Here is a 25685-nt window from a genome sequence, read left to right on the forward strand (position 1 = left end):
GCCTCAGCGGGAAGCGTTGATTTCGAGTTTCATCTGGTTCGACCCCGCCTGCGCCGCCGTTATCTCGGTGCGCGCGCCGCGTGCGCCTACATGGAAATGCTGGCGCGCGGGCGAGTTCTGGTCGTGTGTCGCGTCGGGCAGGCACGATGCGATATCCGCTGCGACGCCCTGCAGCGCATCGGCGTTGGAGCCGCCGTGCGGCGTCCACGTGCATCGATAGTTCGCCTGCGATGCCGCGCACTTCGCGTCGTCGCCATAGGGCAGCGCGACGGCGCGGCCATCGGTTGCGGAAAGCGACGAGAAATTCGGCGCGGCAGCCACGATGCGTTTGAGCGCATCGCAGGGGCTGGGTGTGTCGTCGGCGTGCGCGGAGGTCGTCGCCAGTACGCCGAAACATATCGACAAAAACGCGGCGCGTCGGCCAGTCGGATGCATGAGGGCGCCTCCTTTATAGCTGTTCTTCTTCGTTCGCCGCGAACCGGGTCGAGCGCGACTATGCGCCGGCCGGCCGCGCATGTATGTTCGAAAGCGAATGAAGCACTGCAAGGGCAAGCAAGCCGCGCACCCGTTCATGCAGACGTTTGACGTATCAGTGACGAACGAGCGCCATCATCGCTCCGAAGCCGACGAACACGCCGCCCGTCAGCCGGTTGAACGCGCGCGCGACGCTCGCGCTTTTCAGCTTTTCGCCGATGCGCGCGCCCAGACCCGCATACACGGCGTACCAGCTCACTTCGATGACGGCGAACGTCGATACGAGCACCGCGAATTGCGGCAAGACCGGCAGGTTGGCGTCGATGAACTGCGGCAGCAGCGCCGCGGCGAAGAGAATCGCCTTCGGATTGCTGCTCGCGACGAGAAAGCCATTGCGAAAGAGCGTGAAGCGCCGGGAAGAATGCGCGGCGCCGCTTTCATCGCGGACATCGACGGCGCTCGCCTTCGCGCGCCAGCTCTTCACGCCGAGCCAGACGAGATACGCCGCGCCGATCAGACGCAGCGTGTCGAAGAGGCGCGGCCACGCCTCGAGAAACACGCCAAGCCCCGCCGCCGATACCGACAGCATGATGACGAGCGCCGTGAGACAGCCGGTCATCGTGGCCGTCGATCGTTTGAGGCCATGACGCGCGCCGTGCGTCATGACGAGCAACATGTTGGGACCGGGAATCGCGGAAACGACGAAGACAGTGGCGACGAACAGCCACCAGAGATGCAGGCTCATTGCGGCGTGACGAAGAGGAGAACGGGACTCGCATTATGCCGTCTGCCCACGCCGATTCGGGCACGACGCCGCCTTCGTCACACCGCGTAAGTGGAATCAGCGTCCGGCGCGCCGCGCCGCCACCTGACCGAGCACGGCGAAGTCCTTCTCGCCGTCGCCGTGCGCGAGTGCATCGACAAGGTTGTCGCGAACGACACTCGCCACGGGCAGCGGCACGTTCACGGCATCGCCGGCGGCGATCGCGAGACGCACGTCTTTCAGCCCGAGCCGCGCCTTGAAGAGCGCCGGTTCGTAGCGGCGCTCGGCGATCATCTTTCCGTAGCCCTGATACACCGGCCCCGGGAACAGCGAATTCGTGATGACGTCGAGCAGCGTCTGCGATTCGATGCCGTGGCCGCTCACGAGCGCCGCCGCCTCGCCGAAGCTTTCGATCGCCGCTGCGAGCATGAAATTCGCCGCGAGCTTGAGCACGTTCGCGTGCTGCGGCTCGCTGCCGACGCGCCAGGTTTTCTGACCGAGCGCATCGAGCACCGGCTGAACGCGATCGATCGCATCGCTCGCACCCGCGGCGAGAATGTTGAGCTTGCCCGCCGCCGCGACGTCCGGCCGCCCGAGCACCGGCGCGGCGACATACGCGACGCCGTGCTGCGCATGCAACTCGGCCAGTTCGATCGCCAGCGCCGCCGAGATCGTCGCCATGTTGACGTGCACGAGGCCCTTCGGCGCGTGCTTGAGCAATCCGCCGTCGACGAGCACGGAGCGCAGCGCGTGGTCGTCGGCGAGCATGGAGAAGGCGGCGTCGCCAGCGAACGCTTGCTCGGGCGTATCGACCACCGACGCGCCTTGGTCCGCGAGCGTGCGCGTCTTGTCGCGCGAGCGGTTCCAGACGCGCACCGTGTGCCCCGCCTTGAGCGCGTTGCTCGCCATCGCGCCGCCCATTTCGCCCAGTCCAATGAATCCGATGTCCATGCTCGCGTGCTCCTTTGCCTTGTTCGCCCGCCGCGCGCGGGAAGCCGCGCGGCCCGAGCGCCAGTAGAGCATATCGACGCGAAGCGCGCAGCGGCGCGCAATGCGATACTCACTGCATGGTCAAGGCGCGCTTTCACTTCCATCGCGAACTGAACGATTTCCTCGCTCGATCCTTGCGCGGGCACGCATTCGTGTGCGCGTGCGCGAAGTCTTCATCGACGAAGCACATGATCGAGGCGCTCGGCGTGCCGCACACGGAAGTCGATCTGATCGTGAAGAACGGCCGCCCGGTCGGGTTCGACGCGCAGATCGAAGCCGACGATGTCATCGAGGTCTATCCTGCCCGTCACGCGCCGGAAGGCATGGCGAACGGCACGCCGCTGCTTCGGCCGCCGCTCTGCGCACCGGATCTGCGCTTCATCGCCGATGCGCATCTCGGCGGGCTCGCGCAACTACTGCGGCTCGCGGGCTTCGACACCCGCTACGACAACAACTTCCCCGACGATGAAATCGAGCAGCTCGCGCACGACGAATCGCGCATCGTGCTCACGCGCGATCGTGAGCTGCTCAAGCGCCGCACCGTGTTGCGCGGTTGTTATGTCCGCGCGCTTCAGCCCGACGAGCAATTCCGCGAAGTCTCCGAGCGCCTCGACCTGACGCAGCACGTACGGGCGTTTCGGCTCTGCCTGATGTGCAACGCGCCGTTGCGCCCGGCCGTGCCCGATGAAATCGATGGCCGCGTGCCCGACGGCGTGCGCGAGCGGCATACGCGCTTCGTCACCTGCGACGTGTGTCGTCGCGTGTTCTGGGAAGGGTCGCACTGGCGGCGCATGCGCGCGCGGATCGACGCGCTGGCGGAAGCGGGCCGCTAGGACGGTCGTCGCGTTCCGTACAATACGGCCCCTGACCTCAATCCTGCCCCTGGAGCATCGCGTGAACAAATTTCAACTGGAACAGACCAAGGCATTCAAACTGGCCAACGACCTGAAGCAAGGCGGCCGCGCACGCGCGGGTGGCGCGGATGCGCCGAAAACCGATCGTCGCGAGCAGCGCAAGCTCGATCAGGCCAAGGGCCTCGTGCCGTTCGCATGCAAGCTCGACGAAAAGCTCGTGAAGCAACTGAAGGAGCGCGCCGAGACGCACGAAGGCGGAATGACGGAAGTGCTGGCCGAGTTGCTGGTGAAGGCCGGTCTGGAGCGCTAAGGCCTCACACGCTCCCTTCCTTCTCGATCACGAGAATGCGCGCCTCGCCGACCGGTTCGGCGAAATGCTCGTCGCCCGCTTGCGCGTGAAAGATATCGCCCGCGCGCAGCGTCACGACGCGCTCGCCTTCGCCGTCGCGCAGATGCATCCGCACTTCGCCCTGCATCACGGCGAACACTTCCTCGCCGTCGTTGACGTGCCATTTGTACGGCTTGTCGGTCCAGTGCAGGCGGCACGACGTGCCGTTCATCACGCAGATATCGAGCGCGCCCCATGCGCGTCCGGCCGTGAACTTGCCACTTTCGATCACTTTCATTTGATTGCCGCCTAGCGGTTGAAATCGCGGGCTTCATCGACATCCGCGTGGCGCGTCGCCGGAATGCACGCCACCGCGATCAACGAGAGCGCGATCCCGCCCATTACATAGAAGGTGGGCGCGAGCTGCGATCCGGTTACGCGAATGAGCCACGTCACGATGAACTGCCCGAAGCCGCCGAAGATCATGACGGCGATGTTGTACGCGAGAGAAAGCCCCGTCGAGCGCACGTGCGCCGGAAACAACTCGGCAATGAGCGCGCCGAACGGCCCATAGTAGCCCGAGAGCGCGATCGACAACAGCGCCTGCACGATCACGAGCCGCATCACGCTCGGCTGCGCCGCGAGCCACGCGAAGAGCGGATAGATCACCACGAGCGTGATCGCGAGCGACCACAGCGAAAGCCCCTTGCGCCCGATGCGATCCGACCACGCGCCCGCGACCGGCGATAGCACCGTCAACAGCAGATTGCCGACGATCAACGCCGTGAACGACTGCTCGAACGGCAGCTTCAGTTGCTTGACGGCGAACGTCGGCAGATACGCGATCAGCACATACACGCTCACCGTCAGCGCGATCACCGAGCCGAGCCCGCAGAGCACTTCACGGCTATGCGTGCGGAACACTTCGCCGAGCGTCGCGCGGCGCGCGGTTTTCTTCGCGTGCAGGAACGCTTCGGTGTCGGTCATGTTGCGGCGGATATACAGACCGATCGGCCCGATCACGAGACCGAGGATGAACGGCACGCGCCATCCCCATGCATCGAGCGCCTCGGGCGAAAGTCCGCGCGAAATCGCCGAGCCGACTATCGCGCCGAGCAGCAGCGAAGCGGCCTGGCTCGCCATCTGGAAACTGCCGTAGAAGCCGCGCTTCGAGAACGGCGCGGCTTCGATCAGGAGCGCGGTCGCGCTGCCGAATTCGCCGCCCGCGGAGAATCCCTGCAACAGCCGCGCGAACACGATGACGAGCGGCGCGCCAATACCGATCGCCGAATACGGCGGCGCTATCGCGAGCAGGAAGATGCCGAGCGTCATGAGTCCGATGACGAGCGTCAGCGCCGCCTTGCGCCCCGCGCGATCGGCGTAGAGACCGAGAACGATGCCGCCGACCGGCCGCATCACGAACGCGACGCCGAAGGTCGCGGTGGTCAGAAGAATCGACGAGTAGTCGTTGTCGCCCGGAAAGAACAAGCGGGCGATGACGACCGTCATGAAACCGAACACGGTGAAGTCGTACCACTCCAGCGCGTTGCCGATGACCGCCGCGGTCACGGCGCGCGCGTTCAATGGTGTTCCTGGCATGCGATCCCCTGTGTGTGCATCGATCGGCGTTGGCCTGTCCGCGCTTCGTTCGCGTCACTCCAAAGATGCGCACGCGCGGCTCTTTTTGCCTTGGCGAGTGTAAAGACGCTTTTTATCCCGATCAAGCGAATTGCGAACGAAGAAAAGCGCGCCGGGCCTTTCGGCCGGGCGCGCTCTTCGTGTGATGTCTTTCGCGCTTACGCCTTCTTCACATACGCGCTGCACCAGCCCTTCGATGCGACCTGCTTGTTGCTGAACATCGGGCATGGCGCGTAGGCGTCCGTCGGTTTGCCCTGATAGAACTGGCAGTTGCCGCAGTCCTGTCCGGCGGCGTACTTCGCGTACTTGGCCTTGTCGACCTTGCTCGCGTCTTCCTTGTAGCCGAGCGCCTGCGCGGTGGGATCGCTTTCGGGGACTTTCGGCGCATCGGCGGCGAAGACCGCCCGGGAGCCGAGCGCGAACGTCGAGGCGACGCCCGCGCTGGTGATGAGAAACGCGCGACGTGATGTCTTCATGGTGACTCGCTCCATGTTGTATTGGGGGAAAAGCGCCGTTCTTGGCGACGGCGATGTCCGAGCATAACAACCTGGAAGCGGGTCGACGACGTCAAATGTTAGAGATAAGGGACGGCGGAAAGTCGCATGTCGATCTAGCGCGCCATGTCCGCCACGCGCTCCGCGATCGCAAGCGATGCCGTCAATCCCGGCGATTCGATGCCGAACAGGTTCACGAGCCCCGGCACGCCGTGCGCCGACTTGCCCTGAATCACGAAATCCGCCGCGGCCTGACCCGGACCGGACAGCTTCGGCCGGATGCCCGCGTAGGCGGGCTGCAACGCGTCGTCGGGCAGACCCGGCCAGTACGCGCGAATCGCGGCGTAGAAGGAATCGGCGCGGCGCGGATCGACATCGTAGTTGAGCGCCTGCACCCATTCGACGTCCGGGCCGAACTTCGCCTGCCCGCCGAGATCGATCGTCAGATGCACGCCCAGCCCCGCTTCGTTGGGCATCGGATAAATCAGCCGCTCGAACGGCGCGCGTCCGCTCACGCTGAAGTAATTGCCCTTGGCGAAGTAGAGTGGCGGCACGTGGCGGTCGTCGAGGCCGCGAATGCTGCGCGCGATCGCGTTCGCGTTCAGTCCCGCGCTGTTGATCAGATACGACGCCCGCAAGCGCGCGGGCGATTCGCCGCCCGTCTCGACGATGAAGCAGCCCTCGCGCGCATCGATGGACGCGACCGGCGTATGGAACACGATGTTCGCGCCGTGGTTCTCCGCCTGACCTTGCAGCGCGAGCATGTACTGATGACTGTCGACGATGCCCGTCAGCGGCGACCACACCGCCTCGACGCATTGCAATTGCGGCTCCATCTCCGCCGCCTGCGCGCCGCTTATGCGCTCGAGTCCCTTCACGCGGTTCTCGATGCCCTTCTGCTGCAGCGCCGCCAGTTGCGGCACCTGATTGCGCGCGGTTGCGACGAGCAGCTTGCCGCATTGCCGGTGCGGCACGCCATGCGCGCGGCAGAATTCGTAGAGCATGTCGCGGCCGCGCACGCACAACTCGGCCTTCAGCGATCCGCGCGGATAGTAGATGCCCGCGTGAATCACCTCGCTGTTACGCGAACTCGTACCGATGCCGATGCCCTCGCCCGCTTCCAGCACGATGACTTCGCGTCCGCGCATCGCCAGGGCGCGAGCGATCGCCAGTCCGACGACGCCCGCTCCGATTACTACGCACTCGATCCGATCCATGTCTTTTCCTGCCGCAGATTTATCCCAACTATTTTACGTTCGGGACTATTGCGCGATACACAACAAACGCACATTGATTGAATCGTTTTTCGGCGCAATGCAGAAAAAGGCAGGAAACTGGCCGTCAGATGTCAAAAATGACAGGTTTTGGCGGCCTTTTTGGCAATTTCGCAAGCAACGGATCTTCAGAAGCCGATCGCCTTCTTGCGCGAATTGCGGTCCAACTGGATGTCGCGCGCCTCGACGTGATGCCTTTGGTCGATGCGCGCATTGCCGAACGCGTTGAGCATCGCGCGCCGCATGCCGCGCGGCGACGCCTGCGTGAGCGCGTCGAGCGGCGCGTCGCCGAGCGTTTCGGGGAAGCGAGCGCCCCACGCGTGGGTATTGCGGATTTCGGCGTAAATCGATTGCGCGATGCGTCGTGCGCCGTCGCGATCCGGCGGCTCGATCTCGTACACGTTCATGCGGTTCAGGAGCGGCTCGGGAATCGCGCGCGCGTCGTTGGCCGTGGCGATCCACACGACATTGCCCGCGTTGATCGGCACCTCGGCGAATTCGTCGATGAAAGTCTGCGCCGTGTCGTGCTCGAGCAGCGCATAGAGCGAGCCGAGCGGATCGTATTGCGCATCGCCGGTGGCCTTGTCGATTTCATCGACGGTGATCACGGGATTCGCATAGCTGCCGTTGACGAGCGCATCGAAGACCTTGCCCGGCTTCGCGTTGCGCCACTGCGACGACGCGCCCGACAGAACCCAGCCCGCCGTGAGCGAGCTCATCGCCACGTAATGACAGGACGTGCCGAGCAGCCGCGCGAGTTGCTTCGCGAAATGCGTCTTGCCGATGCCCGGCTCGCCGAGCAGCAGCATCGGCATGAGTTCGAGGCGATCGTCGGTTTCGAGGCACAGCGCGATCTGCTTGCGGACATCGGCGAGCGGCTCTTCGAAGTTCGGCAGATCGGCGGCGAGATCGTCGATGGACGGCATGCGGTTCGGCTTCACGCAGAAGCGCAGATTGCCCACCTTGAGCATCTTTTCGTAGATGGCGCGCAAGGCGTCGCTCGCGCCTTCGGAGAGGTCGTTGAGCGCGGATTCCACGTCGTCGAGACTGTAGACCTTGCTGAACGATGCCACCGCCAGCTCCTGTTTGACCACGGCTGTCGTCATGTCACACCCCGTCATTTTTTATGGTCGACGAGTCCAGTGTATCGGCGCCAAAACCGCGTGCAAGCGAGCAGTCGCACACGTGTGCTGCTAAACCGGACGCCCTTTTCCTCGATAAAGCCGCAATCGGCGCGCGCTAGTATCATCGTCGGGATCGCAACGCCGGGCGGGTTCGAAATCTGCTCTGCCCTCGATCGTGTAATTACGCGGGGCAGGCTGAACCCGATCCGCGCGGCCGTGTCACAAGGAAATCGCCGAGGATCGCCGATCCAGCGGCCGCCCGCAAAGCGCGCCGCCATCCGAACAGTCCACGCGCAGGAGCCGCTTTCAATGCATAAAACGATACGCACCGCCTTTCTGAACTTCGCGCTCGCGACGAGCGCCTGTTTCGCCGCACTCGGCGCGCACGCACAAACCACGGCGACGCAGCCGGTGACCTGGGAATTGCAGGTCGTGCGCGACGGCCAACAGATCGATTCATTTTCCGGCACGACGAACGTCGGACAGGCGCGCACGGACACGCATCACAACAAGGTGCAAAACCGCGTCGGGTGCGCGGATCAGCCCGCGGGCGACATCGACCTGCAACGCACGATCACCGTTTCGCCGACGCACGCGAGCGCCGACGACATCACGCTCGCCATCGACGCGCAGGAAACCTTGCAGGACGACGGCACGCGCGTATCGTCATCCGGCTGCAAACTGCCGCCGGTGCCGCGTCAGGTCAGCGGGTCGCATCCGGGCCTCGTGCTCAAGCCGGGCGAATGGGGGCAATGGCAGATCATCGACAGCAACCCGTCGCTCGCGTATCGAGTGCGCGCGAGCCTGGGTTCATCGACGGTGGCGCAATGACAACCGCGGCGACATAGGCTTCGAACGCCGCCGCTCCAGACGAAGAACGCATGCGAAACCCAGAACATCTTCCGCCAGGCCCGTCCTCTCATTCGGCCACACCCGATTTCACGGCGGTGAGCTGGAACCTGCACAAGGGCCGCTCGCCGCTCGGCTTGCGCGCGTGGACGGCGATGCAGCGGTGGGTTCAGACCACCAACGCGGACGTTTATTTCCTTCAGGAAGCGATGGCGCGGCGCATGCCGCAGCCCATGCTCGCAAGCGGCTTCGGCAAGCCGCTCAATGCGCCGCTCGACGATGTCTGGCATTGCCAGGCAACCGAAATCGCCACCGCGCTCGAATTGCAGATCGCGCTCGGGCCGAACGTGTTCAAGCCATCGTGGCGACACGGCAATGCAATTCTCTCGCCGCATCCGCTCGATCTTTCCGGGCGCTGGGACATCTCCGCGCATCGTTTCGAAAAGCGGGGGTTACTGGTCGCGCGCGCGACGTTCGCCGGTCAGTCGATCACGCTGCTGTGCGCGCATCTGGCGCTTACGCGTCAGGCGCGGCTGCGTCAGATGAACTGGATCGCGCACTGGATCGCGAAGGAAGCGCCTGAAGGTCCGCTCATGCTCGCGGGCGACTTCAACGACTGGCGCAACGACTCCGTGCCGCTCTTCGGCGAACTAGGCATGAGCGAAGTCGCGACGATGCTCGGCGAATCCGGCCGCACGTTCCCGGCGTTTTCGCCCGCGCTCGCGCTCGACAAGATGTTCGTGCGCGGCCTCGCGCCCGTTGAATGGCTCGTGCCGACGCAGGACACGGCGTGGCTCTCGGATCACCTGCCGTACATGGCGCGGCTGCGCGTGGAATAAAAGCGCTTACACTCGCGGTCTCGCGAGCAGCGTTTCCAGATCGGCGATATCGACAGGCTTCGTCAGATGATGATCGAAGCCCGCGTCGAGCGCGTCCTGACGGTCGGCGCCGCTGCCCCAACCGGTCAACGCGAGCAGCAACACGCTTTTGGTCGCGTCGCGCTTTCTCATTTCGCGCGCGACGTCGAAACCGCTCATGCCCGGCAAGCCGATATCGAGCAGGACCACGTCGGGCTTGAAATCGTCGATCGATGCGAGCGCGCGCGGACCGTCATGCTCCGTGCGCACTTCATGGCCGAGCGCTTCGAGCAGCATCGACATGGCAAGCGCCGCATCGTCGCTGTCGTCGACGAGCAGAACGCGGCGGCCTGGCGCCGCGCCGCCGCTTGCTCCGGCGGTGGTGTTCATGCAATTCCCCGTGAGTCGTCGCCGCGCGAAACCGGTATTCCGACCCTCGCCCGACTTTATTGAGATGATTCGGGGAATGTAGCACAGCGGTGTTCGCGCCAAGAAAATGAACCCGCAATCACGGCGCGCGACGGCTCTGCTATCGTGAATGCTTCATCCGCCGCCGTCCCGCACCGCCGCCATGTTCGATCTATTCGACGACATCCCCAAGCCCGACCTCGTGTGGCATCCGGACTGGATCGATGCCGACGAAGGCTCCGATCTGATGGGCGCGCTCATCGCGGAAGTCGGCTGGCAGCAGGACACGATGACGACGCCCGGCGGCCGCGTGCCGTTGCCGCGCCTGACCGCGTGGCAAGGCGAGCCGGACGCGGTCTATGTGTATTCGGGCATTCGCAACGTGCCGCAGCCGTGGACGCCCGCCGTCGCGCAATTGCGCGAGCGCGCCGAAGCCGCGTGCGCTGCGCGCTTCAACAGCGTGCTGCTCAATCGCTATCGCGGCGGGCTCGACAGCATGGGCTGGCACGCCGACAAGGAACGCGAACTCGGCCCGGAGCCGGTGATCGCATCGGTGAGTCTGGGCGCGACGCGCACCTTCGAGTTCCGCCACGCGCGCACGCACGCCACGCACACGCTCGCGCTCACGCACGGCAGCCTGCTCGTCATGCGCGGACGCACGCAGCAGGAATGGGTGCATCGCGTGCCCAAGGAGCCGGCCGCGCGCGGCGAACGCATCAATCTCACATTCCGCTGGGTCGATGCATCGAAGCGCAAATGAAGCCGCCTACGCACGTTTGGCGACGAAGTCGATCTCGACGAGCGCATCGCGCGCAAGTCCCGTCACACCGACGCACGTGCGCGCCGGCAGCGGCTTCGGCAGAAAGTACGAGCGATACACCGCGTTCATCGCGTCGTAATCGCGTTTGAACTCAGTCAGGAAGATCCGCGCGCTGACCACGTTGTCGAGCGTTAGTCCCACGCCGTGCAGCACGAGAATCAGGTTGTCCATCACGCGACGCGTCTGCGCGGCGACGCCTTCGGGCAACGGCGCGGCGTCGTCATTGGGATCGGTCGGCATCTGGCCGGTGAAGAACACCCAGCCGTCGGCTTCCGCCGCGTGCGAGAAAGGCCCGACGGGCTTCGGCGCGTCATCGACCATCGTGAATTTGGGCTGCTGGCTCACTTCGCCTCCTCGTTTTGCTTCCGTATCGAACGGAACCGGCACAACAACCGGCACGTTAGCGCGCCAAAATTGCACGCGTGTTTCGCCCCGTGCGAAGATGATGCGGCTTACGGTTACCTTCTCATACCCGATGCTTCCCTACCCCATTCTCGCCGATGCAGTCCTGCGCATGCTGGCCGCGATGCTGATCGGCTGCATCATCGGCATCGACCGCGATCTGCACGGCAAGCCGACCGGCATGAAGACGCTCGGGCTCGTGTCCCTCGGCGCGTGCATCGCGACGATGTGCGCGCAAGGTTTCTCGATGACGCTCTCCCACGAAGCGGATGTATCGCGTGCCGTGCAGGGCATCGTGACCGGCGTCGGCTTTCTCGGCGCGGGCGTGATCCTGCAGAATCCGCGCGAGAACCGCGTGCGCGGGCTGACCACGGCGGCGTCGATCTGGGTGACGGCCGCCGTCGGCATCGTCTGCGGGCTGGGCGTGTGGAGCGTCGCGTTCATCGCGATGATTCTGATGATCGCGCTGATGACGATCGGGCGCGTCGTCGAAAAGCGTCTTCTGCGGCGCTGGATGAACAAGCCGGAAGGCGAGCGCCAGCAGTACGGCGACGTCGAAGAGGTTTAAGCGAGTGCGCCCGCGACGGGCGCCTTCACGCGATTGCGGCCCGCCATCTTCGCGGCATAGAGCAGGCCGTCGGCGCGCGCCATCAGCGACGCGAGCGGCTCGCGCCCGTCCCACGCCGCGATGCCCGCGCTGAACGTGTAATGCAGCAGGCCGCCGGGCACTTCGCACGGCGTCGCTTCGACCGTCTTGCGCAGACGCTCGACGAGCGCGGCGACATCCTCGATACGCTCCGCCGTGCAGAAGAGACAAAACTCCTCGCCGCCGATGCGCCCGAACGCGTCGCCGTCGCGAATGCGCGAGCGCACGATCGACGCGAAATGACGCAGCACTTCGTCGCCCGCGGCGTGACCGTAACGGTCGTTGACGCTCTTGAAGTGATCGACGTCGACGACGGCGACATACTCGCAGTCGCGTTTCTGTCCGGCGCGCGCGAGACGCTCGGCCGCCGTCGCCAGGAACGCTTTTCTCGACAGCGCGCCGGTGAGGTCGTCGAAGCGCGCGAGCCGTTCGAGGCGCTGCGCGAGCCGGTCGTGCGCCATCATCACGAGGCCGATGCACAGCGACGGCAGCACGAGAATGCCGAGCGCGAGAAACGTGATCTGCATCGGCCCGGGCTGCAGCAGCGCCGCCTGCGCGGGCGGCTTCACGGCGTAGATCGCGCCGCGCGCCGTATGACCGAGCGCGCCGAGCGCGGCCGCGCCCGCGACGAACAGATAGTTGTAGCGCGGCCGATCTTTCGGGCGCGCGAGCAGCACGCGGCGGGCGATGGCCAGATCGCAGGCGGCATGAAACACCGACACGATCACCACGCGCACGTGCACATCGGGCACGACGTAGGTGAAGTACGCGATGCCCGCCATCACCCCGAGCCACATGAGCCAGCCGGTCCAGCGCTGCGCGGGGCGCGTGCGAACATCGAAGAAATCGTTGCACCCTTCGTAGATGAGCAGGATCGTCGCGGCGAGCAACTGGTTTGCCGCAACGATACCGAGCCACGCGGGCGCCACGTTCTGCAAGGCGAAGAGCACGAGCGAAGCGATTGCGAGCACGTTCGCCAGCAGCCAGCGGCGCACGCCTGCAATCGCATGCGAGAGCAGCGAAATCAGCACCAGTATCGAGAGAATGCTCGATAGCGCGGTGACGACGAGAATGCTGACGGGACTGAACATCGCTGAAAAGTGGGCGGTATATCGCTCGTGCTGAAGGAGGGCGCGTTTCGCTGACGGGGATTCGCGGCGAAAGAAGCACGAGTATCCGACATTGCCCACGTGTTTACGGCACGAACGGGCGCACCTTGAACAAGGCGATGTGCGGCGTGTGGCCGCATGTCAAAAGCACGTCGAAAGCAAAAACGCGGCGCAGCCTTTCGGCCCGCCGCGTCCGTTCAAGCGATTTCCCACGCCTTACCATCCATGACGGTCGCGCCAGCGCTCCTCGCGACGCATCTCGTGATGCCAGCGGCGCTCACGCCATTCGTGACGGCGCCATTCGCGCTCGCGCCAGTCATCGCGACGGTAGCCGTAACCGTCGCCGTATCCGTAATAGCCGACCGGCACGGCGGGCTGCGCGTACACCGGCACGCCCACGCCCACCGCGACATCGACGTGCGCATTCGCCGATGCCGACATTGCAAGTGCCACGATCCCCGCCAGCCCGATCGCCGTTCCAAGAAGTTTCTTCTTCATGCGCTTTCTCCTTGCACCGAGTGCTCTATGAGTCAGTGCAGTCTAAAAAGCGATGGCGGATACAGGTGCAACGGGTCTGCCAGAAAGGTAACGTCAGGTAACGGTCAGCCGGCGTGAACGTGTTCTACCGCACGCGCTTGCCGGATCCGTCGATGACGACTTCACCGTCTTCCTTCGTGAACGGTCCTTTCTGCGCTTCGGGCAGGATATCGAGCACCAGTTCCGACGGACGGCACAGCCGCGCGCCCTTCGGCGTATCGACGAACGGCCGGTTGATGAGGATCGGGTGCGCGAGCATTGCGTCGATGAGCTGATCGTCGGTGAGGCTCGGGTCGTCGAGACCGAGTTCGGCATACGGCGTGCCCTTCTCGCGCAGGGCTTCGCGCACGGAAAGACCCGCGCGCGCGATCAGCGCGACGAGCGTTTCGCGGCTCGGCGGATGCGTCAGATACTCGATCACGGCCGGCTCGATGCCCGCGTTGCGGATCAGTTCGAGCGTGTTGCGCGAGGTTCCACACTTCGGATTGTGGTAGATGGTGACGGTCATTGTCGCGATGTCCCTGCGGTTCGGAGTGAGCGTGATGGCACGCTCGCATTCTAGAACGAGCCGCGATGACGCGACCGACAGCCTCGCGCCACGCGCGCGACCGTATCCGGGATGCACACTCGATTGTGCTGTTCATTCGGACATCCTCAGCCTATAAAGAAATGTGCAGCGCGGCATGCGTCTTCTGCGGACCTGCGGGTCCCCTTCGCCGGCAAGCGCACCGGCGCTCCGCCTGCATCGTATCGGCGAGATGCCGTGCGTGAATCGCACATCAACGAGTTCGGGAACCGGCCACGGCGCACGCAGCCACGCCGGAACCGGAGCCATATCCGTCCGGCCTGCGTGCTACGCATGGCGCCGCAGCACTCGTGGCACGTTCCGTGCGGATCAACCGTCCGAATCAGAGAATAGCGTTACGCGGCAGTCACGCGAGCGCGCCTTCCGATCAAGGAGTCGACATGAAATCTCGTATCGCCATGGCGGCGCTCGCCGCCTCGCTACTTGCCACTGCGGGCCTCGCTTCGGCCCAGCAGACTTACTATCGCACCGCGCAAGTGCCCGGACAGGCCACCGCCGATACCTGGACCGATCCCGGCGCGCCCCAGCAAAGCGCAATGCAGCAGGACCAATCGAGCGACACGTCGTACGGCGGAGCACCGATGACGCGCGGCGCGGCCGGCAATACCACGATGGGCACGATGGACAGCGCCGCATCGAAGCCCTGTACGCGCGGGCCGCAATGCAACATCTTCTTCGGCAACTGAGCGGGCAACGAAGCCGGTTCAACTGCGTTAGCATGCGTGCATGACCCACGCGCGTCCGTTCGAAACGAGCGGGCGCGCACTCCCTTTTCTCACGGAACGGCGATCATGCGGCGCGACGAATTTCTCGCACTCCTTTCCAGCGAAGGCTTCGCCGAAGCCGTCACGGTGACGCGCGAGCCGAACGGTTCGCTCGATGTCCACGTGCATCCGTTCGAAGCCAAGGCGCTGATTCTCGAAGGCGACCTCACGATCCGCACCGGCGACGGCGTGAACACCTATCGCCCGGGCGATATCTTCCATCTCGCGACGAATATCGAGCACTCGGAGCAGTACGGTCCCGAGGGCGTGAGCTATCTCGTCGGCCGCAAATAAGCGCTCATGGCTACATCGAAGAGCAAGACCGGGCAGATCCGCATCGGCGTCGGTGGATGGACGTACGAGCCGTGGCGCGGCACGTTTTATCCCGAAGATCTCGTGCAGAAGCGCGAACTCGAACACGCGAGCCGCGCGCTCACGAGCATCGAAGTGAATGGCACGTTCTACGGGTCGCAGAAGCCCACGACGTTCATCAAGTGGCGCGACGAGACGCCCGACGATTTCGTGTTCTCGCTCAAGGCGCCGCGCTACGCGACGAATCGCCGTGTGCTCGCCGAAGCCGGCGATACGATCGAGCGTTTCTTCGGCAGCGGCGTGCTCGAACTTCAGGACAAGCTCGGCCCGATCAACTGGCAATTCGCGCCGACGAAGAAGTTCGATCCCGAAGATTTCGAGCGCTTTCTGGAACTGCTGCCCGCGAAAGTCGAAGGACGCGCGATTCGTCACGCGATCGAAGTCCGGCACGAGAGTTTCTGCGATGCGGCGTTCGTCGCGCTCGCGCAAAAGTATCGCGTCGCAGTGGTCATCGCGGGAGATTCGAAATATCCGCAGATCGCGGACGTGACCGCGCCGTTCGTCTACGCGCGCATCATGGGCACGACGGACAAGCAGGCGAACGGCTATGCGAAGGCGGCGCTCGATCAATGGACAGATCGCGCGAAAACGTGGGCCGCGGGCGGCTCGCCGGACGACTTGCAGACGTTCGGCCAGACGGCGGCCCCGAAGGCGGCGTCGCGCGATGTGTTTCTCTACGTCATCAGCGGCTTCAAGGAGCGCAATCCCGCCGCGGCGATCGCGCTCATCGAGCGGTTGAAAAAGTAGCAGCGCCTCAAAGTCTCAACGCACGAGGCAAGGCTTCTTGTTATCGAACTTCCAGTTCGGAATCAGATACTGCATCGCGACGCCGTCATCGCGCGCGCCCAAGCCGTGCTGCTGATACAGCGCATGCGCCTTCTCGACTTCGTCCATATCCAATTCGACGCCCAGGCCCGGCACTTCCGGCACCTTCACCTTGCCGCCGACGATCTGCAGCGGATCGCGCGTCAGACGCTGGCCGTCTTGCCAGATCCAGTGCGTGTCGATGGCCGTGATCTTGCCCGGCGCGGCAGCGGCGACGTGCGTGAACATCGCAAGCGACACGTCGAAATGATTGTTCGAGTGCGAGCCCCACGTGAGGCCCCAGTCGTTGCACATCTGCGCGACGCGCACCGAGCCGTGCATCGTCCAGAAATGCGGATCGGCGAGCGGGATATCGACGGATTGCAACTGGATCGCGTGACCCATCTGACGCCAGTCGGTCGCGATCATGTTGGTCGCCGTCGGCAGGCCGGTCGCGCGGCGGAACTCGGCCATCACTTCGCGGCCCGAATAGCCGTTTTCCGCGCCGCACGGATCTTCCGCGTAGGCGAGCACGTCGTGCTTGTCGCGGCACAGGCGGATCGCTTCGGCGAGCGACCATGCGCCGTTCGGATCGAGCGTCACGCGCGCTTCGGGGAAACGTTCGGCCAGCGCGGTGGCCGCTTCCATTTCCGCGTCGCCGGCGAGCACGCCGCCTTTCAACTTGAAGTCGTTGAATCCGTAGCGCGCCTGCGCCGCTTCCGCGAGACGCACGACCGCTTCCGGCGTCAGCGCGACTTCGGTGCGCAGGCGTTCCCAGTCGTCCTTGTCGTCCGCGCCGGACGCGTACGGCAGATCCGTCTTGTTGCGATCGCCGATGTAGAACAGATAGCCGAGCATTTCGACTTCATCGCGCTGCTGGCCTTCGCCGAGCAGCGCCGCGACAGGCACGCCCAGATGCTGGCCGAGCAGGTCGAGCAGCGCGGCTTCGAGCGCCGTGACGGCGTGGATCGTCGTGCGCAGATCGAAGGTTTGCAGTCCGCGACCGCCTGCGTCGCGATCGGCGAATGCCTTGCGAACCTTGTTGAGCACCGCCTGTATGTTGCCGATGGATTGCCCGACCACATACGCGCGCGCATCGTCGATCGTCTTTCGGATGGCCTCGCCGCCCGGTACTTCGCCCACGCCCGTGTTACCCGCACTGTCCTTCAGGATTACGATGTTGCGCGTGAAGAACGGCCCGTGCGCGCCGGAGAGATTCATGAGCATGCTGTCGCGGCCGGCAACCGGCACGACGCGCAATTCCGTGATTGTCGGAGTGGAATGGGCTTTCGTGGACATGAGCGTGATCCTGTGAGATGAGCGAGTGACAGTGCGCGCCGCGAGGGACCGCGTGACGGTCGTGCAATGACCCGATTCGCGTAATCAAATTGCGTTATACGTTGTCTGATGACATTGTATGACGGCGTTCATTTCGTGCCAATCGCGCGTTTACCCTTTCGGGCCTGAGCCTTTACCGGCATGACCATGAGACGAAACATCCGTTGCAGAGCGCTTTGGCCAAAAGGATTACCTAAGAGGTCTGATGACTACCACTTACGATCGTTCATCAACAACGTAGCATGGGCACGCGGACGTGGATCTCGCGTGGTTTGAGGATCGCTGCGGAGAAGTGTGGCGGCTTCGCGATCGAGCATTTCGCGCGCATCGAAAAGCGCCGAGACGATGCCGCCGGAAAAGACCGGCAGCATCAAAGTAGCGGAAGGGGTTACTTCGCCTTCTGTCCGATCTCGTGATCGGCCATGATTTCGAGCGCGCGCACCATGCCCGAGTGATCCCACGCCTTGCCGCCGTGCGCCGCGCACGCGTTGAACAACTGCATGCACGTCGACGTGTTCGGCAGCGCGACGCCGAGCGCCTGCGCGGTCGCGAGCGCCAGATTCAAATCCTTCTGATGCAGTTCGATGCGAAAGCCCGGATTGAACGTGCGCTTCGTCATGCGCTCGCCGTGCACTTCGAGAATGCGCGACGACGCGAAGCCGCCCATCAGCGCGGTGCGGACCTTTTCAGCATCGACGCCCGCCTTCGACGCGAGCAGCAACGCCTCGCCGACCGCCTCGATGGTCGCCGCGACGATCACCTGATTCGCGACCTTGCACACCTGCCCTGCGCCGACTTCGCCGATCAGCGAGATGTTCTTGCCCATCATGTCGAAGAGCGGCTTGACCTTGTCGAAGGTCGCTTGCGCGCCGCCGACCATGATCGTGAGCGACGCGGCCTTCGCGCCGACTTCGCCGCCCGACACGGGCGCGTCGAGATAATCGGCGCCCTTCTCGCGCACTTTCGCCGCGAACTCGCGCGTGGCGATCGGCGAAATCGAGCTCATGTCGACGACGATCTGACCGCTCTTCAGCTTGCCGGCGACGCCGTTCTCGCCGAACAGCACACGTTCGACGTCCGGCGTATCCGGCACCATGATGAAGATCACGTCCGCCTTCTCGGCGACGGCGGCCGGCGAATCGCATGCCGTGGCACCAGCGCCCGTGAGGTCGGCGGGCACGCCGCTACGCGTGAACGCCGCGAGCTCGACGCCGTTCTTAAGAAGATTGGCCGCCATGGGATTGCCCATGATGCCCAGTCCAATGAAGCCTGCCTTTTGCATGTATCGCTCCTTGATGTCGATTTTCGGTGTCGGCCCGGTCGAGGATGGCGCGTGTCGCTCTCACGCCGGGATGAAGTGTTTCCTGACCGCCTGTGCGGCGTTTCTGAGCATGCCGAGATCCGCGCATACCGCGACGAGCGTGCAGCCCTGCGCGATGTAGCGCTCGGCGTCTTCCTGAACGGGCGCGAGAATGCCGCTCGGCTTGCCCGCCGCGTGCGCGCGCTCGAACACATGTGCGATGACCGCCTGCATGTCCGGATGATTGGCGTTGCCGAGGTGGCCGTACGCCGCCGCGAGATCCGACGGGCCGACGAACAGCGCATCGACGCCATCGACCGCGATGATCTCGTCGATCGCTTCGACCGCCGCGCGGCTCTCGATCTGCACCGCGACGCTGATGTTGTCGTTCGCCACCTGGAAGTAGTTCGGAACCGTGCCGTAGCGATTGCCGCGATGCCCGACCGACACGCCGCGGATGCCCTGAGGAGGATAACGCGTCGCGGCGACGGCGCGCTCGGCCTCGGCGGCGTTATCGACGAACGGGATCAGGAAATTCACGAAGCCCGCGTCGAGCAGCTTCTTGATCGCGACAGGATCGTTCGCTTGCGGGCGCACGACGGGCGCGCTCTGGCTGTCCTTCAGCGCCATTAATTGCGGGATGAGCGTGAGCGCGTCGTTCGGCGCGTGCTCGGCGTCGAGCAGCATCCAGTCGAAGCCGACCACGCCGACCAGTTCGGTGACGACCGGACTCGCCAGCGACATCCAGCAGCCGATCAGCTTCTTGCGCTCACGCAGCGACGTTCGGAATGAATTGGGCAGCGGTTGATACGGTGACGAAGACGACATGGGGCCTCCCTGTGGCTACGGCGAAAGCAGCGTGTCTGAGAGCGTTATGTCATCAGACGTCTTAACACAGGGTACAACTGATTTCGAGTTGATCGACAGCGGCGTTAACCCTTACATCCTTGCATATCAGGCGGTTTCATGAGTGCAATCAGGTTCGTTGTTATACGATGTCTTATTTCTATGTACCATGATGCGCGAGGATCACCGAATTGACTAGCGCGCTTGCCGACGGGAAGATGCGTCGTCGGACATCCGCAAGCGCCTTCGCGTAGCGCCTGTAATCTGCTTCGATCCTAGTTGAAGGAGGACGTCCGACAACAAACTCCATTGACTTCAGAAACACCATGGCCAGTCTCACCGAAAAAGTCGTCGCAAGCCTGTTCGAGGATATCGAACGGGGCGTTCTCCGTCCCGGCGACAAAATCCCGACCGAAGTCGCGCTAATGAAGCAACTGTCGGTGAGCCGCTCGGTCGTGCGTGAAGCGGTGTCGCGCTTGCAGGCGGCGAACGTGGTCGAAACGCGGCACGGCGTCGGCACGTTCATTCGGGCGCCCGGGGATCGCGAAGCCGTGCGTCTGCCGGACGCGGATCTGTCGAGCCTGCTCGACATCATGGCGATCATCGAATTTCGCATCGATCTGGAAGGCGCGGCCGCCGCGCTTGCCGCCGGTCGTCGCACGGACGCGCATCTCAAGCTGATTGCCGTCGCGCTCAAACGCTTCGAGGAACAACTGTCGAGTGGGAGCACGGATGTACTGCAACACGACGTCGAGTTTCATTTGCAGATTGCGCGTGCGAGCGGCAACCGTTATTTCCATGACGTGCTGAGCCAGATGGGACGCGGCGTCAGTCCGCGTACGCGACTCGGCAAAGCGGAGATTGCGAAGCTGGATCAGATCGAGCGCTTGCGCAACGTGCTCAACGAGCACAAGGCGATCTATCAGGCGATCCTGCGTCAGGATCCCGACGACGCGCGTGCAGCGATGCGCATGCATTTGAGTAATAGCCGTGAGCGGTTGAGACAGGTGCATGGCGCGGCGACCTGAGCGCTGTGGTTTTGAGCAATGCGGCCACGTTGCTTAAGTAAACAAAAGAGTCCGTATGTATACGTGGTAGTAGTTAACAAGCACCGCGCGTTTCAGTGGATAACTACAGATGCGCGTTTGACGTCAGAGGTTTCCGTCACTTGAAACCATTCGATGTTCTTCACGGTCTCCGATGCTTTCTGAAGCGCAACCTCGACTGCTTTATCGGATGACTCGAGTGAAGAGCCAGTGATTTCGATAAGTTTGTAAACATGGTCAGACATACGAGCTCCCAAGACACAATGTGTTTTCACCGTTGGTTGTTGGTCCTGCCTTCGATATAGAACTGGGCTTTGGACCGTCACTGCATGCGGTCAAACGGAGAGGCGCCGAAGCCCTTTGTCGAGCTAGCTGCGACCTTCCGTGCCCTTCAGCTCGTCGTGCTTGTGCGAGTGAGTCGCGGCGTACTTCAACTCGAAATGCGCTCCCTTGCCGCTTCGCGTTGGGGGAAAGTGCTCGCCCTCAACACACGTAACTTCGAACGTATCTTTGCCGTCGTCGTGGACGACGGAGTAGATGCCCGACACCTTCACGCGTTCACCTGGTTTGTATGCGCTGTCGCCAGCCATATTTTGCTCCTCGAGTAGATGACGAGCGCTGGACAGCAACTGCCGTACCTTGACGGCAAGTCGGGCCCGTGTTCGCGTAGATTGCTAGTTACGTCGCTTTCAGAGCCGTCGCGACAAGTACCTCTTCAAGTTGCAGCCGCAGATGACGCGGTATCGACTTTCAAAAGAAGACCGCGGCTCGGATAAACGCGATTTTTCGCGGCCTTGGCTCCAGTTGGCGGCCAGTCACAGAGAGTGCGGTTGCCCCGTCGCTGCTGAGCGGATTACTGCGCTTAATCGCGGCCAGGAAGGATGCGAATGTGTGCGGATGGCTGCAGCTGCCTGGCAAGCATCAGTGCCTTATGTTGCTGGCTGACCACGGCAACAAACATCCCGGGCCCACGAGGAAATTCGATGCGCCACCCGCCGGCATCGCGAGGTCGAATGACGATTTCGGCGTCGTCCGCGCCTTCGAGTGTTTGCATGATGTCCCGCGCCAACCAAGTGGCGGCTCTGCGTGTTCATTGTTGCACGCAAGCACTTATACATACGGAGCCTTAAAAATAATTTCTGCATGCTCGGGGCACGGCCGGTGTTTTTGACCGACTTTCACAATCAAAAGTGCGACAAGAAGAGCCTTGGCTTTGACTATCCTCATTCGCGTTACGCCGAGCGTGAAATTGATTCGTCGGAGAGGCGCCGCCACTTTCAGATTTGCTCGCAACCAGAGTCACGTCGTGGATGCAGCGGAAAAGCTAGATTCCCCTGTCTGAGAGGACTCTGTGGCTCCCTTCTTGCTAACGAAAGAAAACAGTCGCCATCGGACATTCGTATGACATCCGCTTCTCTCCCTGTCCTCGTTCAACGAGAAGGAATATGGTGCTATGACGGGCGAGTTCTTCTCGACGAAATGGCAGCAATGCAAGCCCTATATTTGGGCATCGACGGACAGTCGCGCTTCTCGCACGGTGACATAAGCTCCGCCCGAGGGCGCTTCCTCATTGCTCGAACCGCGAAGGGTGAGGCTGTCGGTTGTGGTGCGTTCAAACGGCTCGATTTCGGCGTCGCCGAGCTCGTCTGTATCTATAGTCGAATGCCCAACGCTGGCATCGGGCGCGCCGTGCTGACGGGACTGGAGTCGAATGCCGCGAAAGCGGGCTACCACACGCTCATGGTCGATATGTCGAGAACGAGCCGGTTGGGAAAGCGATTTTTTTGGCGCATGGGATTCGAGCCGGCGTTTTCCACCGGCGCGGACCTGCAGGCGGAGCAAGGCCTTTTTCTCGGGAAAAAGGTAGTGTAGCCGCGCGTGCATCCTGTGCAGTTGGTTTAAGGAATCGGCGCTCGAACTAAATCGCACCAGAAAAGGTCGACTAGCGGTTTTCGAAGCGAGCACCAACCAAAGCGTCGAACTCTGCCTCTGGTGTTGCGACAATTTTCCGCATCATCGCGTCCAGTCCCGTGCGGTTCGCTAGTTCACGGACGAGAACTCGTGCAGTGCGGAGCGTGATGGAGTCCGTTCGAGCCTCGGTTCCGCCGTTCTCTACAAGAAAGTGGAAACAGTGCGATTCTTTGTCCCCATTCTCCGCGGCAGTGTGCGCAGTAAAAGTGATTTTCATGGTCAGCCTTCGAGAACACGAGCGCTAACCACGTTCAGCACGACGCGAGCCTGAATGCCGCCAAAGCCTTTACCTGACTTCTCTAGGCAAAGTCATCAACTCCTCGTCGCTTGCTCGCAAGAGGAAGCTCGTCGTGCAGTGTCTCCGAAGACTCCTCGGCGGGGAGCAGACAAGTTTGGCCTTTGGGGCATAGTCGTCGTGCTAGCGACAACGCTTCGTCCTGGTCGTTTGCTTCTTTTACCAAGACGCCGCCGTCGCGGGGAACCTCAACACGCCAGGCCCCACCTACGTAGGTCGAATGATGACTTCGGCGTCATCCGCGCCCTCGTTCGTCAACATGTTGACCCGCCTTTCCTCCTCGCCAGTTGTGGTATTTTCCCAGTCAGGAGCAAATTGCAGTCGGCGATACTTGAAAGCACTATCGACTGATTTTTGTCCACGGCGCGCGGAACATTGGAGGACAATCTCGACTCGCGACTGCTCAAAAACGAGCATGAGGTATGCAGCTCCACGTATTGGAGTGCGGCCGAGTTGCAAATGCCGCCCATATTCGCCACGTTGCCTTAGCAAAAATTGCGGCTCACCGTTGTTAGGCCGCCGAGCAAGTGAGACATGTCGACGAGTCTCTGCGCAATAAGATGTCGTACTTCGCCTTCGCACTGCCACGTTCCGTACACCGCAAGTAGCGCCGCGCCAAGCGCTTCACGCCGAAACTTCTCGAGCAGAGAAGGCCAAACAATGACGTTCACATTTCCCGTCTCGTCTTCGAGAGTCACGAACATGACGCCCTTTGCCGTACCTGGCCGTTGCCGGACGGTCACAAGCCCACATCCGCGAGCGAGCCGGCCATTCGGATAGGTCATAAGCGTCGACGCAGGCACAAGACGTTGCTCAAGAAGCGTTGGCCGCAAGAGCGAAAGCGGATGGCGGCCGAGCGTAGCGAGCAGGTCGCGCAAAGTCCAGATGCCGGACTGCTCGTTCTTTTTGACCTGATGGAATTCGGCTCGTGACGGCTGCTCGGGCGAATCAACGATGGCTACGTCTTCCTTGAACTCAAGGATGATGAGGTAGTCGTCCATTACACCGAGGCGCTCGATGGCCAGGAGCGCCGCGTACCAGTGTTGGTAGGTAAAGCCCAAACTGGCATTGACGCCGGTCTTCTCATCGCTCGCGAGGTCTCTCATGAGAGACACTAGGTCGGGACCCGCATTTGAGCGCCCCGAATTTGTGCCCGTTTGCCTCAGCGCCCGGCCATGCCCCGACGCGCGAGTTTGCCGTCTCACACGTATATCCTCTCGCAGATACTTGATTATGCGTCTTTTTGCGTGATACTCATCTGTCCGGGGAGACTAACATAAGGCGAATAACATGTCCTCCTGCGCAGAGCATATTTGTGCACTTACGACCAGCACGCGTGGACCTTCCCGCCGCCCATGCGCCACATTCAGAAATCGCCGTTAAAAGGGTCATCGCCGGCGATTGGCCGAGGCACGTGGACATTGCGTATCGGAACGACTTCACCCGAATCGTTGGCGGTATAGACGTGCTGTGGCTCATGAATGTACGCAACCGACTGGGTCTTATAGAGGCGGACCTCAGCGTCTGCGAGGGCGAGCGGGAGGTCCTGCGGCTCGCCAGCCTCATTGACCATCGCGTTCGGAAACAATACGAGGTTTGTTCCGCCGCGGTGCTGCGCCGACTGAAACATGATTCCGTCGAACGCAGGCTTGGCGACGTGCGCAAGGTACTCCGCCATCGTCTGCGTGATGACGTAGTCAGATTCGCGGCCGGGCGTAATCGGCTGCGCAATTAACGTGTGCAACAGCCTGAGAAACTGTCGCCGCGCGGTTTCGACCCGAAAATCAGGCTGAAAGAAGCTGAGGCGCCTACTTGACCGAGCACTATTGAGCCGGGAGAAATCCAAGACTCGCAATTTCCTTGTGGTCTTCAGCTTAATCAGAGCGATGTCACTGCCGATAGCTGGCCGCATCTCGGCAAGGCAGGTTTTGGCGTTCAGTGAACCGTAAAACACGGAAACGCCTTCGGCATTCATGCGACCGGCTCGCGCATCAGCGGCCGGAGGCGGCCCGATGTGCTTCAGAGGGTCCGCGAGCATCTCTTTGAACTTCGTGACGCTGGTTACGACGCGCGCCCGATAAAGGCATGTGCCCACGCTCAAGCGACGTATTACCGGGCTCGCCGCCTGCCCGGCACGTACAGGTCTTCTACCCCCTCGAAAAGCTGCGTGAAGAACAGCCGGGCTTTCTCGCTGAAGAATCTCCTCCGATGCTTCACATCGGCAAGCGTTTCCTTCCACCTTTCGTCGTAATCGCCGAGGAGATACTGGACACGCTCATAGCACTGCGTGTCGTCCCAGAACGGCCCATCTCCATCCCTTGGGTCGTAGTCATCGGCTGCGACGATGGCGTCCACAATTTCGCCTTCGAAGTCGTAATACTTGCCAAGAAACTCTTGAACCCAGCCCGAAAGACTGTCCCCGAGTTGGCGATAGTAGGGTTCGCCTTCGGCGTTGATGTCGCGGATTGTATCGCCCACGCGCAGGCAGTCGCGCATAATGGGCTCAAGGATTTTGCCCAACTGCTCAACGCTGATGCCTTCGCGTAGTTCTTCGCAGGCGCGGCATTTGTCGATTGCGCCCTCACGACGGACCATCTCGCGGAGATGCTCATCGACGAAACATTCATAGCAGGTGTGGTCAGGCAAGGCAGTTCCCCGGGATTCTCATGGATACCACGGTGTATGGTCAGCGCAGCATCATACCGGTCCGGGAAACCAGGCTCCGACGCTGCGGCGTTCGAGGGAGTGCCGCCGGCCGCCTCGCATGAGCTCGAAGAACTGGCGGGCCACGGTGCG

The 25685-nt window shown here is 62.8% G+C and carries 34 protein-coding genes; 11 read left to right on the forward strand and 23 right to left on the reverse strand.

Annotated elements, in window-relative coordinates; all coding sequences use genetic code 11:
• Positions 1-3: 3 nt before the first annotated feature.
• The 3 genes from NCS28_RS12830 to NCS28_RS12840 all read right to left on the reverse strand — a co-directional run bounded on the left by NCS28_RS12830 (position 4) and on the right by NCS28_RS12840 (position 2260).
• Positions 4-435, reverse strand: coding sequence for a hypothetical protein (locus NCS28_RS12830; protein ID WP_250514157.1), 432 nt, complete (start codon positions 433-435; stop codon positions 4-6).
• Positions 436-589: 154 nt separating this feature from the next.
• Complete coding sequence (locus tag NCS28_RS12835) at positions 590-1219, reverse strand: LysE family translocator (RefSeq protein WP_250514158.1); 630 nt, start codon at positions 1217-1219, stop codon at positions 590-592.
• Between the two features lie 96 nt (positions 1220-1315).
• Positions 1316-2260, reverse strand: a complete 945-nt coding sequence (locus NCS28_RS12840; protein ID WP_284504841.1) for an NAD(P)-dependent oxidoreductase — start codon at positions 2258-2260, stop codon at positions 1316-1318.
• Positions 2261-2304: 44 nt separating this feature from the next.
• Between NCS28_RS12840 and NCS28_RS12845 the strand changes: the two genes are divergently transcribed.
• Together NCS28_RS12845 and NCS28_RS12850 are read left to right on the forward strand one after the other, a co-directional pair.
• On the forward strand, positions 2305-3060 hold the full coding sequence (locus tag NCS28_RS12845) for a Mut7-C RNAse domain-containing protein (protein WP_250514160.1): 756 nt from the start codon (positions 2305-2307) through the stop codon (positions 3058-3060).
• A 61-nt stretch (positions 3061-3121) separates the two neighbouring features.
• Positions 3122-3391: a hypothetical protein gene (locus tag NCS28_RS12850; RefSeq protein WP_250514161.1), complete on the forward strand. Its 270-nt coding sequence runs from the start codon at positions 3122-3124 to the stop codon at positions 3389-3391.
• A gap of 4 nt (positions 3392-3395) precedes the next feature.
• Here NCS28_RS12850 and NCS28_RS12855 read toward each other — a convergent pair whose 3' ends face one another.
• The 5 genes from NCS28_RS12855 to NCS28_RS12875 form a co-directional block, all read right to left on the reverse strand.
• Positions 3396-3707, reverse strand: a complete 312-nt coding sequence (locus NCS28_RS12855; RefSeq protein ID WP_250514162.1) for a cupin domain-containing protein — start codon at positions 3705-3707, stop codon at positions 3396-3398.
• Positions 3708-3718: 11 nt separating this feature from the next.
• Positions 3719-5008 carry an MFS transporter gene (locus NCS28_RS12860; RefSeq protein ID WP_250514163.1) on the reverse strand — a complete coding sequence of 430 codons (1290 nt, stop codon included), beginning with the start codon at positions 5006-5008 and terminating at the stop codon, positions 3719-3721.
• Between the two features lie 197 nt (positions 5009-5205).
• The gene (locus NCS28_RS12865; protein WP_250514164.1) at positions 5206-5523 is read right to left on the reverse strand and encodes a high-potential iron-sulfur protein; all 318 of its coding nucleotides are present in this window, start codon (positions 5521-5523) and stop codon (positions 5206-5208) included.
• A 134-nt stretch (positions 5524-5657) separates the two neighbouring features.
• The gene (locus tag NCS28_RS12870) at positions 5658-6758 is read right to left on the reverse strand and encodes an NAD(P)/FAD-dependent oxidoreductase (RefSeq protein WP_250514165.1); all 1101 of its coding nucleotides are present in this window, start codon (positions 6756-6758) and stop codon (positions 5658-5660) included.
• Positions 6759-6943: 185 nt separating this feature from the next.
• Positions 6944-7921 carry an AAA family ATPase gene (locus NCS28_RS12875; RefSeq protein ID WP_250514166.1) on the reverse strand — a complete coding sequence of 326 codons (978 nt, stop codon included), beginning with the start codon at positions 7919-7921 and terminating at the stop codon, positions 6944-6946.
• Between the two features lie 327 nt (positions 7922-8248).
• Here NCS28_RS12875 and NCS28_RS12880 point away from each other — a divergent pair, with 327 nt between their 5' ends.
• Positions 8249-8770: a hypothetical protein gene (locus NCS28_RS12880; protein ID WP_250514167.1), complete on the forward strand. Its 522-nt coding sequence runs from the start codon at positions 8249-8251 to the stop codon at positions 8768-8770.
• A 50-nt stretch (positions 8771-8820) separates the two neighbouring features.
• Positions 8821-9627 (forward strand): endonuclease/exonuclease/phosphatase family protein, encoded by an 807-nt coding sequence (locus NCS28_RS12885; RefSeq protein ID WP_250514168.1) that lies wholly within the window; start codon positions 8821-8823, stop codon positions 9625-9627.
• Between the two features lie 6 nt (positions 9628-9633).
• On the opposite strand, the gene NCS28_RS12890 is transcribed toward NCS28_RS12885, so the two are convergent.
• A complete protein-coding gene (locus NCS28_RS12890) occupies positions 9634-10035 on the reverse strand; it encodes a response regulator (RefSeq protein ID WP_250514169.1) in 402 nt (133 codons plus the stop codon).
• Positions 10036-10216: 181 nt separating this feature from the next.
• Between NCS28_RS12890 and NCS28_RS12895 the strand changes: the two genes are divergently transcribed.
• Positions 10217-10813, forward strand: coding sequence for an alpha-ketoglutarate-dependent dioxygenase AlkB family protein (locus NCS28_RS12895; protein WP_250514170.1), 597 nt, complete (start codon positions 10217-10219; stop codon positions 10811-10813).
• A gap of 6 nt (positions 10814-10819) precedes the next feature.
• Here NCS28_RS12895 and NCS28_RS12900 read toward each other — a convergent pair whose 3' ends face one another.
• A complete protein-coding gene (locus NCS28_RS12900) occupies positions 10820-11218 on the reverse strand; it encodes a RidA family protein (RefSeq protein ID WP_250514171.1) in 399 nt (132 codons plus the stop codon).
• Between the two features lie 130 nt (positions 11219-11348).
• Between NCS28_RS12900 and NCS28_RS12905 the strand changes: the two genes are divergently transcribed.
• A complete protein-coding gene (locus NCS28_RS12905; RefSeq protein WP_250514172.1) occupies positions 11349-11843 on the forward strand; it encodes an MgtC/SapB family protein in 495 nt (164 codons plus the stop codon).
• On the opposite strand, the gene NCS28_RS12910 is transcribed toward NCS28_RS12905, so the two are convergent.
• The 3 genes from NCS28_RS12910 to arsC all read right to left on the reverse strand — a co-directional run bounded on the left by NCS28_RS12910 (position 11840) and on the right by arsC (position 14075).
• Positions 11840-13012: a GGDEF domain-containing protein gene (locus NCS28_RS12910; protein WP_250514173.1), complete on the reverse strand. Its 1173-nt coding sequence runs from the start codon at positions 13010-13012 to the stop codon at positions 11840-11842. The two genes, NCS28_RS12905 and NCS28_RS12910, sit on opposite strands and share 4 nt — an antisense overlap.
• A 234-nt stretch (positions 13013-13246) precedes the next feature.
• Entirely contained in the window at positions 13247-13528 is a 282-nt protein-coding gene (locus NCS28_RS12915; RefSeq protein WP_187606583.1) for a hypothetical protein, read from the reverse strand.
• Positions 13529-13652: 124 nt separating this feature from the next.
• Positions 13653-14075, reverse strand: a complete 423-nt coding sequence (gene arsC / locus NCS28_RS12920) for an arsenate reductase (glutaredoxin) (protein ID WP_250514174.1) — start codon at positions 14073-14075, stop codon at positions 13653-13655.
• 458 nt (positions 14076-14533) lie between these two features.
• Here arsC and NCS28_RS12925 point away from each other — a divergent pair, with 458 nt between their 5' ends.
• The 3 genes from NCS28_RS12925 to NCS28_RS12935 all read left to right on the forward strand — a co-directional run bounded on the left by NCS28_RS12925 (position 14534) and on the right by NCS28_RS12935 (position 16036).
• Positions 14534-14839 (forward strand): hypothetical protein, encoded by a 306-nt coding sequence (locus NCS28_RS12925; protein ID WP_250514175.1) that lies wholly within the window; start codon positions 14534-14536, stop codon positions 14837-14839.
• A 105-nt stretch (positions 14840-14944) separates the two neighbouring features.
• Positions 14945-15211 (forward strand): cupin domain-containing protein, encoded by a 267-nt coding sequence (locus tag NCS28_RS12930; RefSeq protein WP_250514176.1) that lies wholly within the window; start codon positions 14945-14947, stop codon positions 15209-15211.
• A 6-nt stretch (positions 15212-15217) separates the two neighbouring features.
• Positions 15218-16036: a DUF72 domain-containing protein gene (locus tag NCS28_RS12935; protein WP_250514177.1), complete on the forward strand. Its 819-nt coding sequence runs from the start codon at positions 15218-15220 to the stop codon at positions 16034-16036.
• Between the two features lie 15 nt (positions 16037-16051).
• On the opposite strand, the gene gudD is transcribed toward NCS28_RS12935, so the two are convergent.
• From gudD to garL, 3 genes are all read right to left on the reverse strand, one after another.
• A complete protein-coding gene (gene gudD / locus NCS28_RS12940; protein WP_250514178.1) occupies positions 16052-17392 on the reverse strand; it encodes a glucarate dehydratase in 1341 nt (446 codons plus the stop codon).
• Between the two features lie 427 nt (positions 17393-17819).
• On the reverse strand, positions 17820-18728 hold the full coding sequence (locus tag NCS28_RS12945) for a 2-hydroxy-3-oxopropionate reductase (protein WP_350029786.1): 909 nt from the start codon (positions 18726-18728) through the stop codon (positions 17820-17822).
• Positions 18729-18773: 45 nt separating this feature from the next.
• Positions 18774-19559 (reverse strand): 2-dehydro-3-deoxyglucarate aldolase, encoded by a 786-nt coding sequence (garL, locus tag NCS28_RS12950; protein WP_250514180.1) that lies wholly within the window; start codon positions 19557-19559, stop codon positions 18774-18776.
• 344 nt (positions 19560-19903) lie between these two features.
• Here garL and NCS28_RS12955 point away from each other — a divergent pair, with 344 nt between their 5' ends.
• Positions 19904-20605 carry a FadR/GntR family transcriptional regulator gene (locus NCS28_RS12955; protein ID WP_250514181.1) on the forward strand — a complete coding sequence of 234 codons (702 nt, stop codon included), beginning with the start codon at positions 19904-19906 and terminating at the stop codon, positions 20603-20605.
• Between the two features lie 92 nt (positions 20606-20697).
• Here NCS28_RS12955 and NCS28_RS12960 read toward each other — a convergent pair whose 3' ends face one another.
• The 3 genes from NCS28_RS12960 to NCS28_RS12970 form a co-directional block, all read right to left on the reverse strand.
• A complete protein-coding gene (locus tag NCS28_RS12960) occupies positions 20698-20868 on the reverse strand; it encodes a dodecin family protein (RefSeq protein WP_502801183.1) in 171 nt (56 codons plus the stop codon).
• A gap of 123 nt (positions 20869-20991) precedes the next feature.
• Complete coding sequence (locus tag NCS28_RS12965; RefSeq protein ID WP_250514182.1) at positions 20992-21213, reverse strand: hypothetical protein; 222 nt, start codon at positions 21211-21213, stop codon at positions 20992-20994.
• Between the two features lie 272 nt (positions 21214-21485).
• Positions 21486-21677: a hypothetical protein gene (locus tag NCS28_RS12970; RefSeq protein ID WP_250514183.1), complete on the reverse strand. Its 192-nt coding sequence runs from the start codon at positions 21675-21677 to the stop codon at positions 21486-21488.
• A gap of 434 nt (positions 21678-22111) precedes the next feature.
• Between NCS28_RS12970 and NCS28_RS12975 the strand changes: the two genes are divergently transcribed.
• Positions 22112-22495, forward strand: a complete 384-nt coding sequence (locus tag NCS28_RS12975; RefSeq protein ID WP_250514184.1) for a GNAT family N-acetyltransferase — start codon at positions 22112-22114, stop codon at positions 22493-22495.
• Between the two features lie 70 nt (positions 22496-22565).
• On the opposite strand, the gene NCS28_RS12980 is transcribed toward NCS28_RS12975, so the two are convergent.
• From NCS28_RS12980 to NCS28_RS12995, 4 genes are all read right to left on the reverse strand, one after another.
• Positions 22566-22811, reverse strand: a complete 246-nt coding sequence (locus tag NCS28_RS12980) for a hypothetical protein (RefSeq protein WP_250514185.1) — start codon at positions 22809-22811, stop codon at positions 22566-22568.
• A 563-nt stretch (positions 22812-23374) separates the two neighbouring features.
• Positions 23375-23995: a dsDNA nuclease domain-containing protein gene (locus tag NCS28_RS12985; protein WP_250514186.1), complete on the reverse strand. Its 621-nt coding sequence runs from the start codon at positions 23993-23995 to the stop codon at positions 23375-23377.
• A gap of 260 nt (positions 23996-24255) precedes the next feature.
• Positions 24256-24927 carry an RES family NAD+ phosphorylase gene (locus tag NCS28_RS12990; RefSeq protein ID WP_250514187.1) on the reverse strand — a complete coding sequence of 224 codons (672 nt, stop codon included), beginning with the start codon at positions 24925-24927 and terminating at the stop codon, positions 24256-24258.
• 71 nt (positions 24928-24998) lie between these two features.
• Positions 24999-25535, reverse strand: a complete 537-nt coding sequence (locus NCS28_RS12995) for a hypothetical protein (RefSeq protein ID WP_250514188.1) — start codon at positions 25533-25535, stop codon at positions 24999-25001.
• Positions 25536-25685 lie beyond the last annotated feature (150 nt).

Source organism: Caballeronia sp. INDeC2 (assembly GCF_023631325.1).
In the GTDB taxonomy this organism is placed as follows: Bacteria; Pseudomonadota; Gammaproteobacteria; order Burkholderiales; family Burkholderiaceae; genus Caballeronia.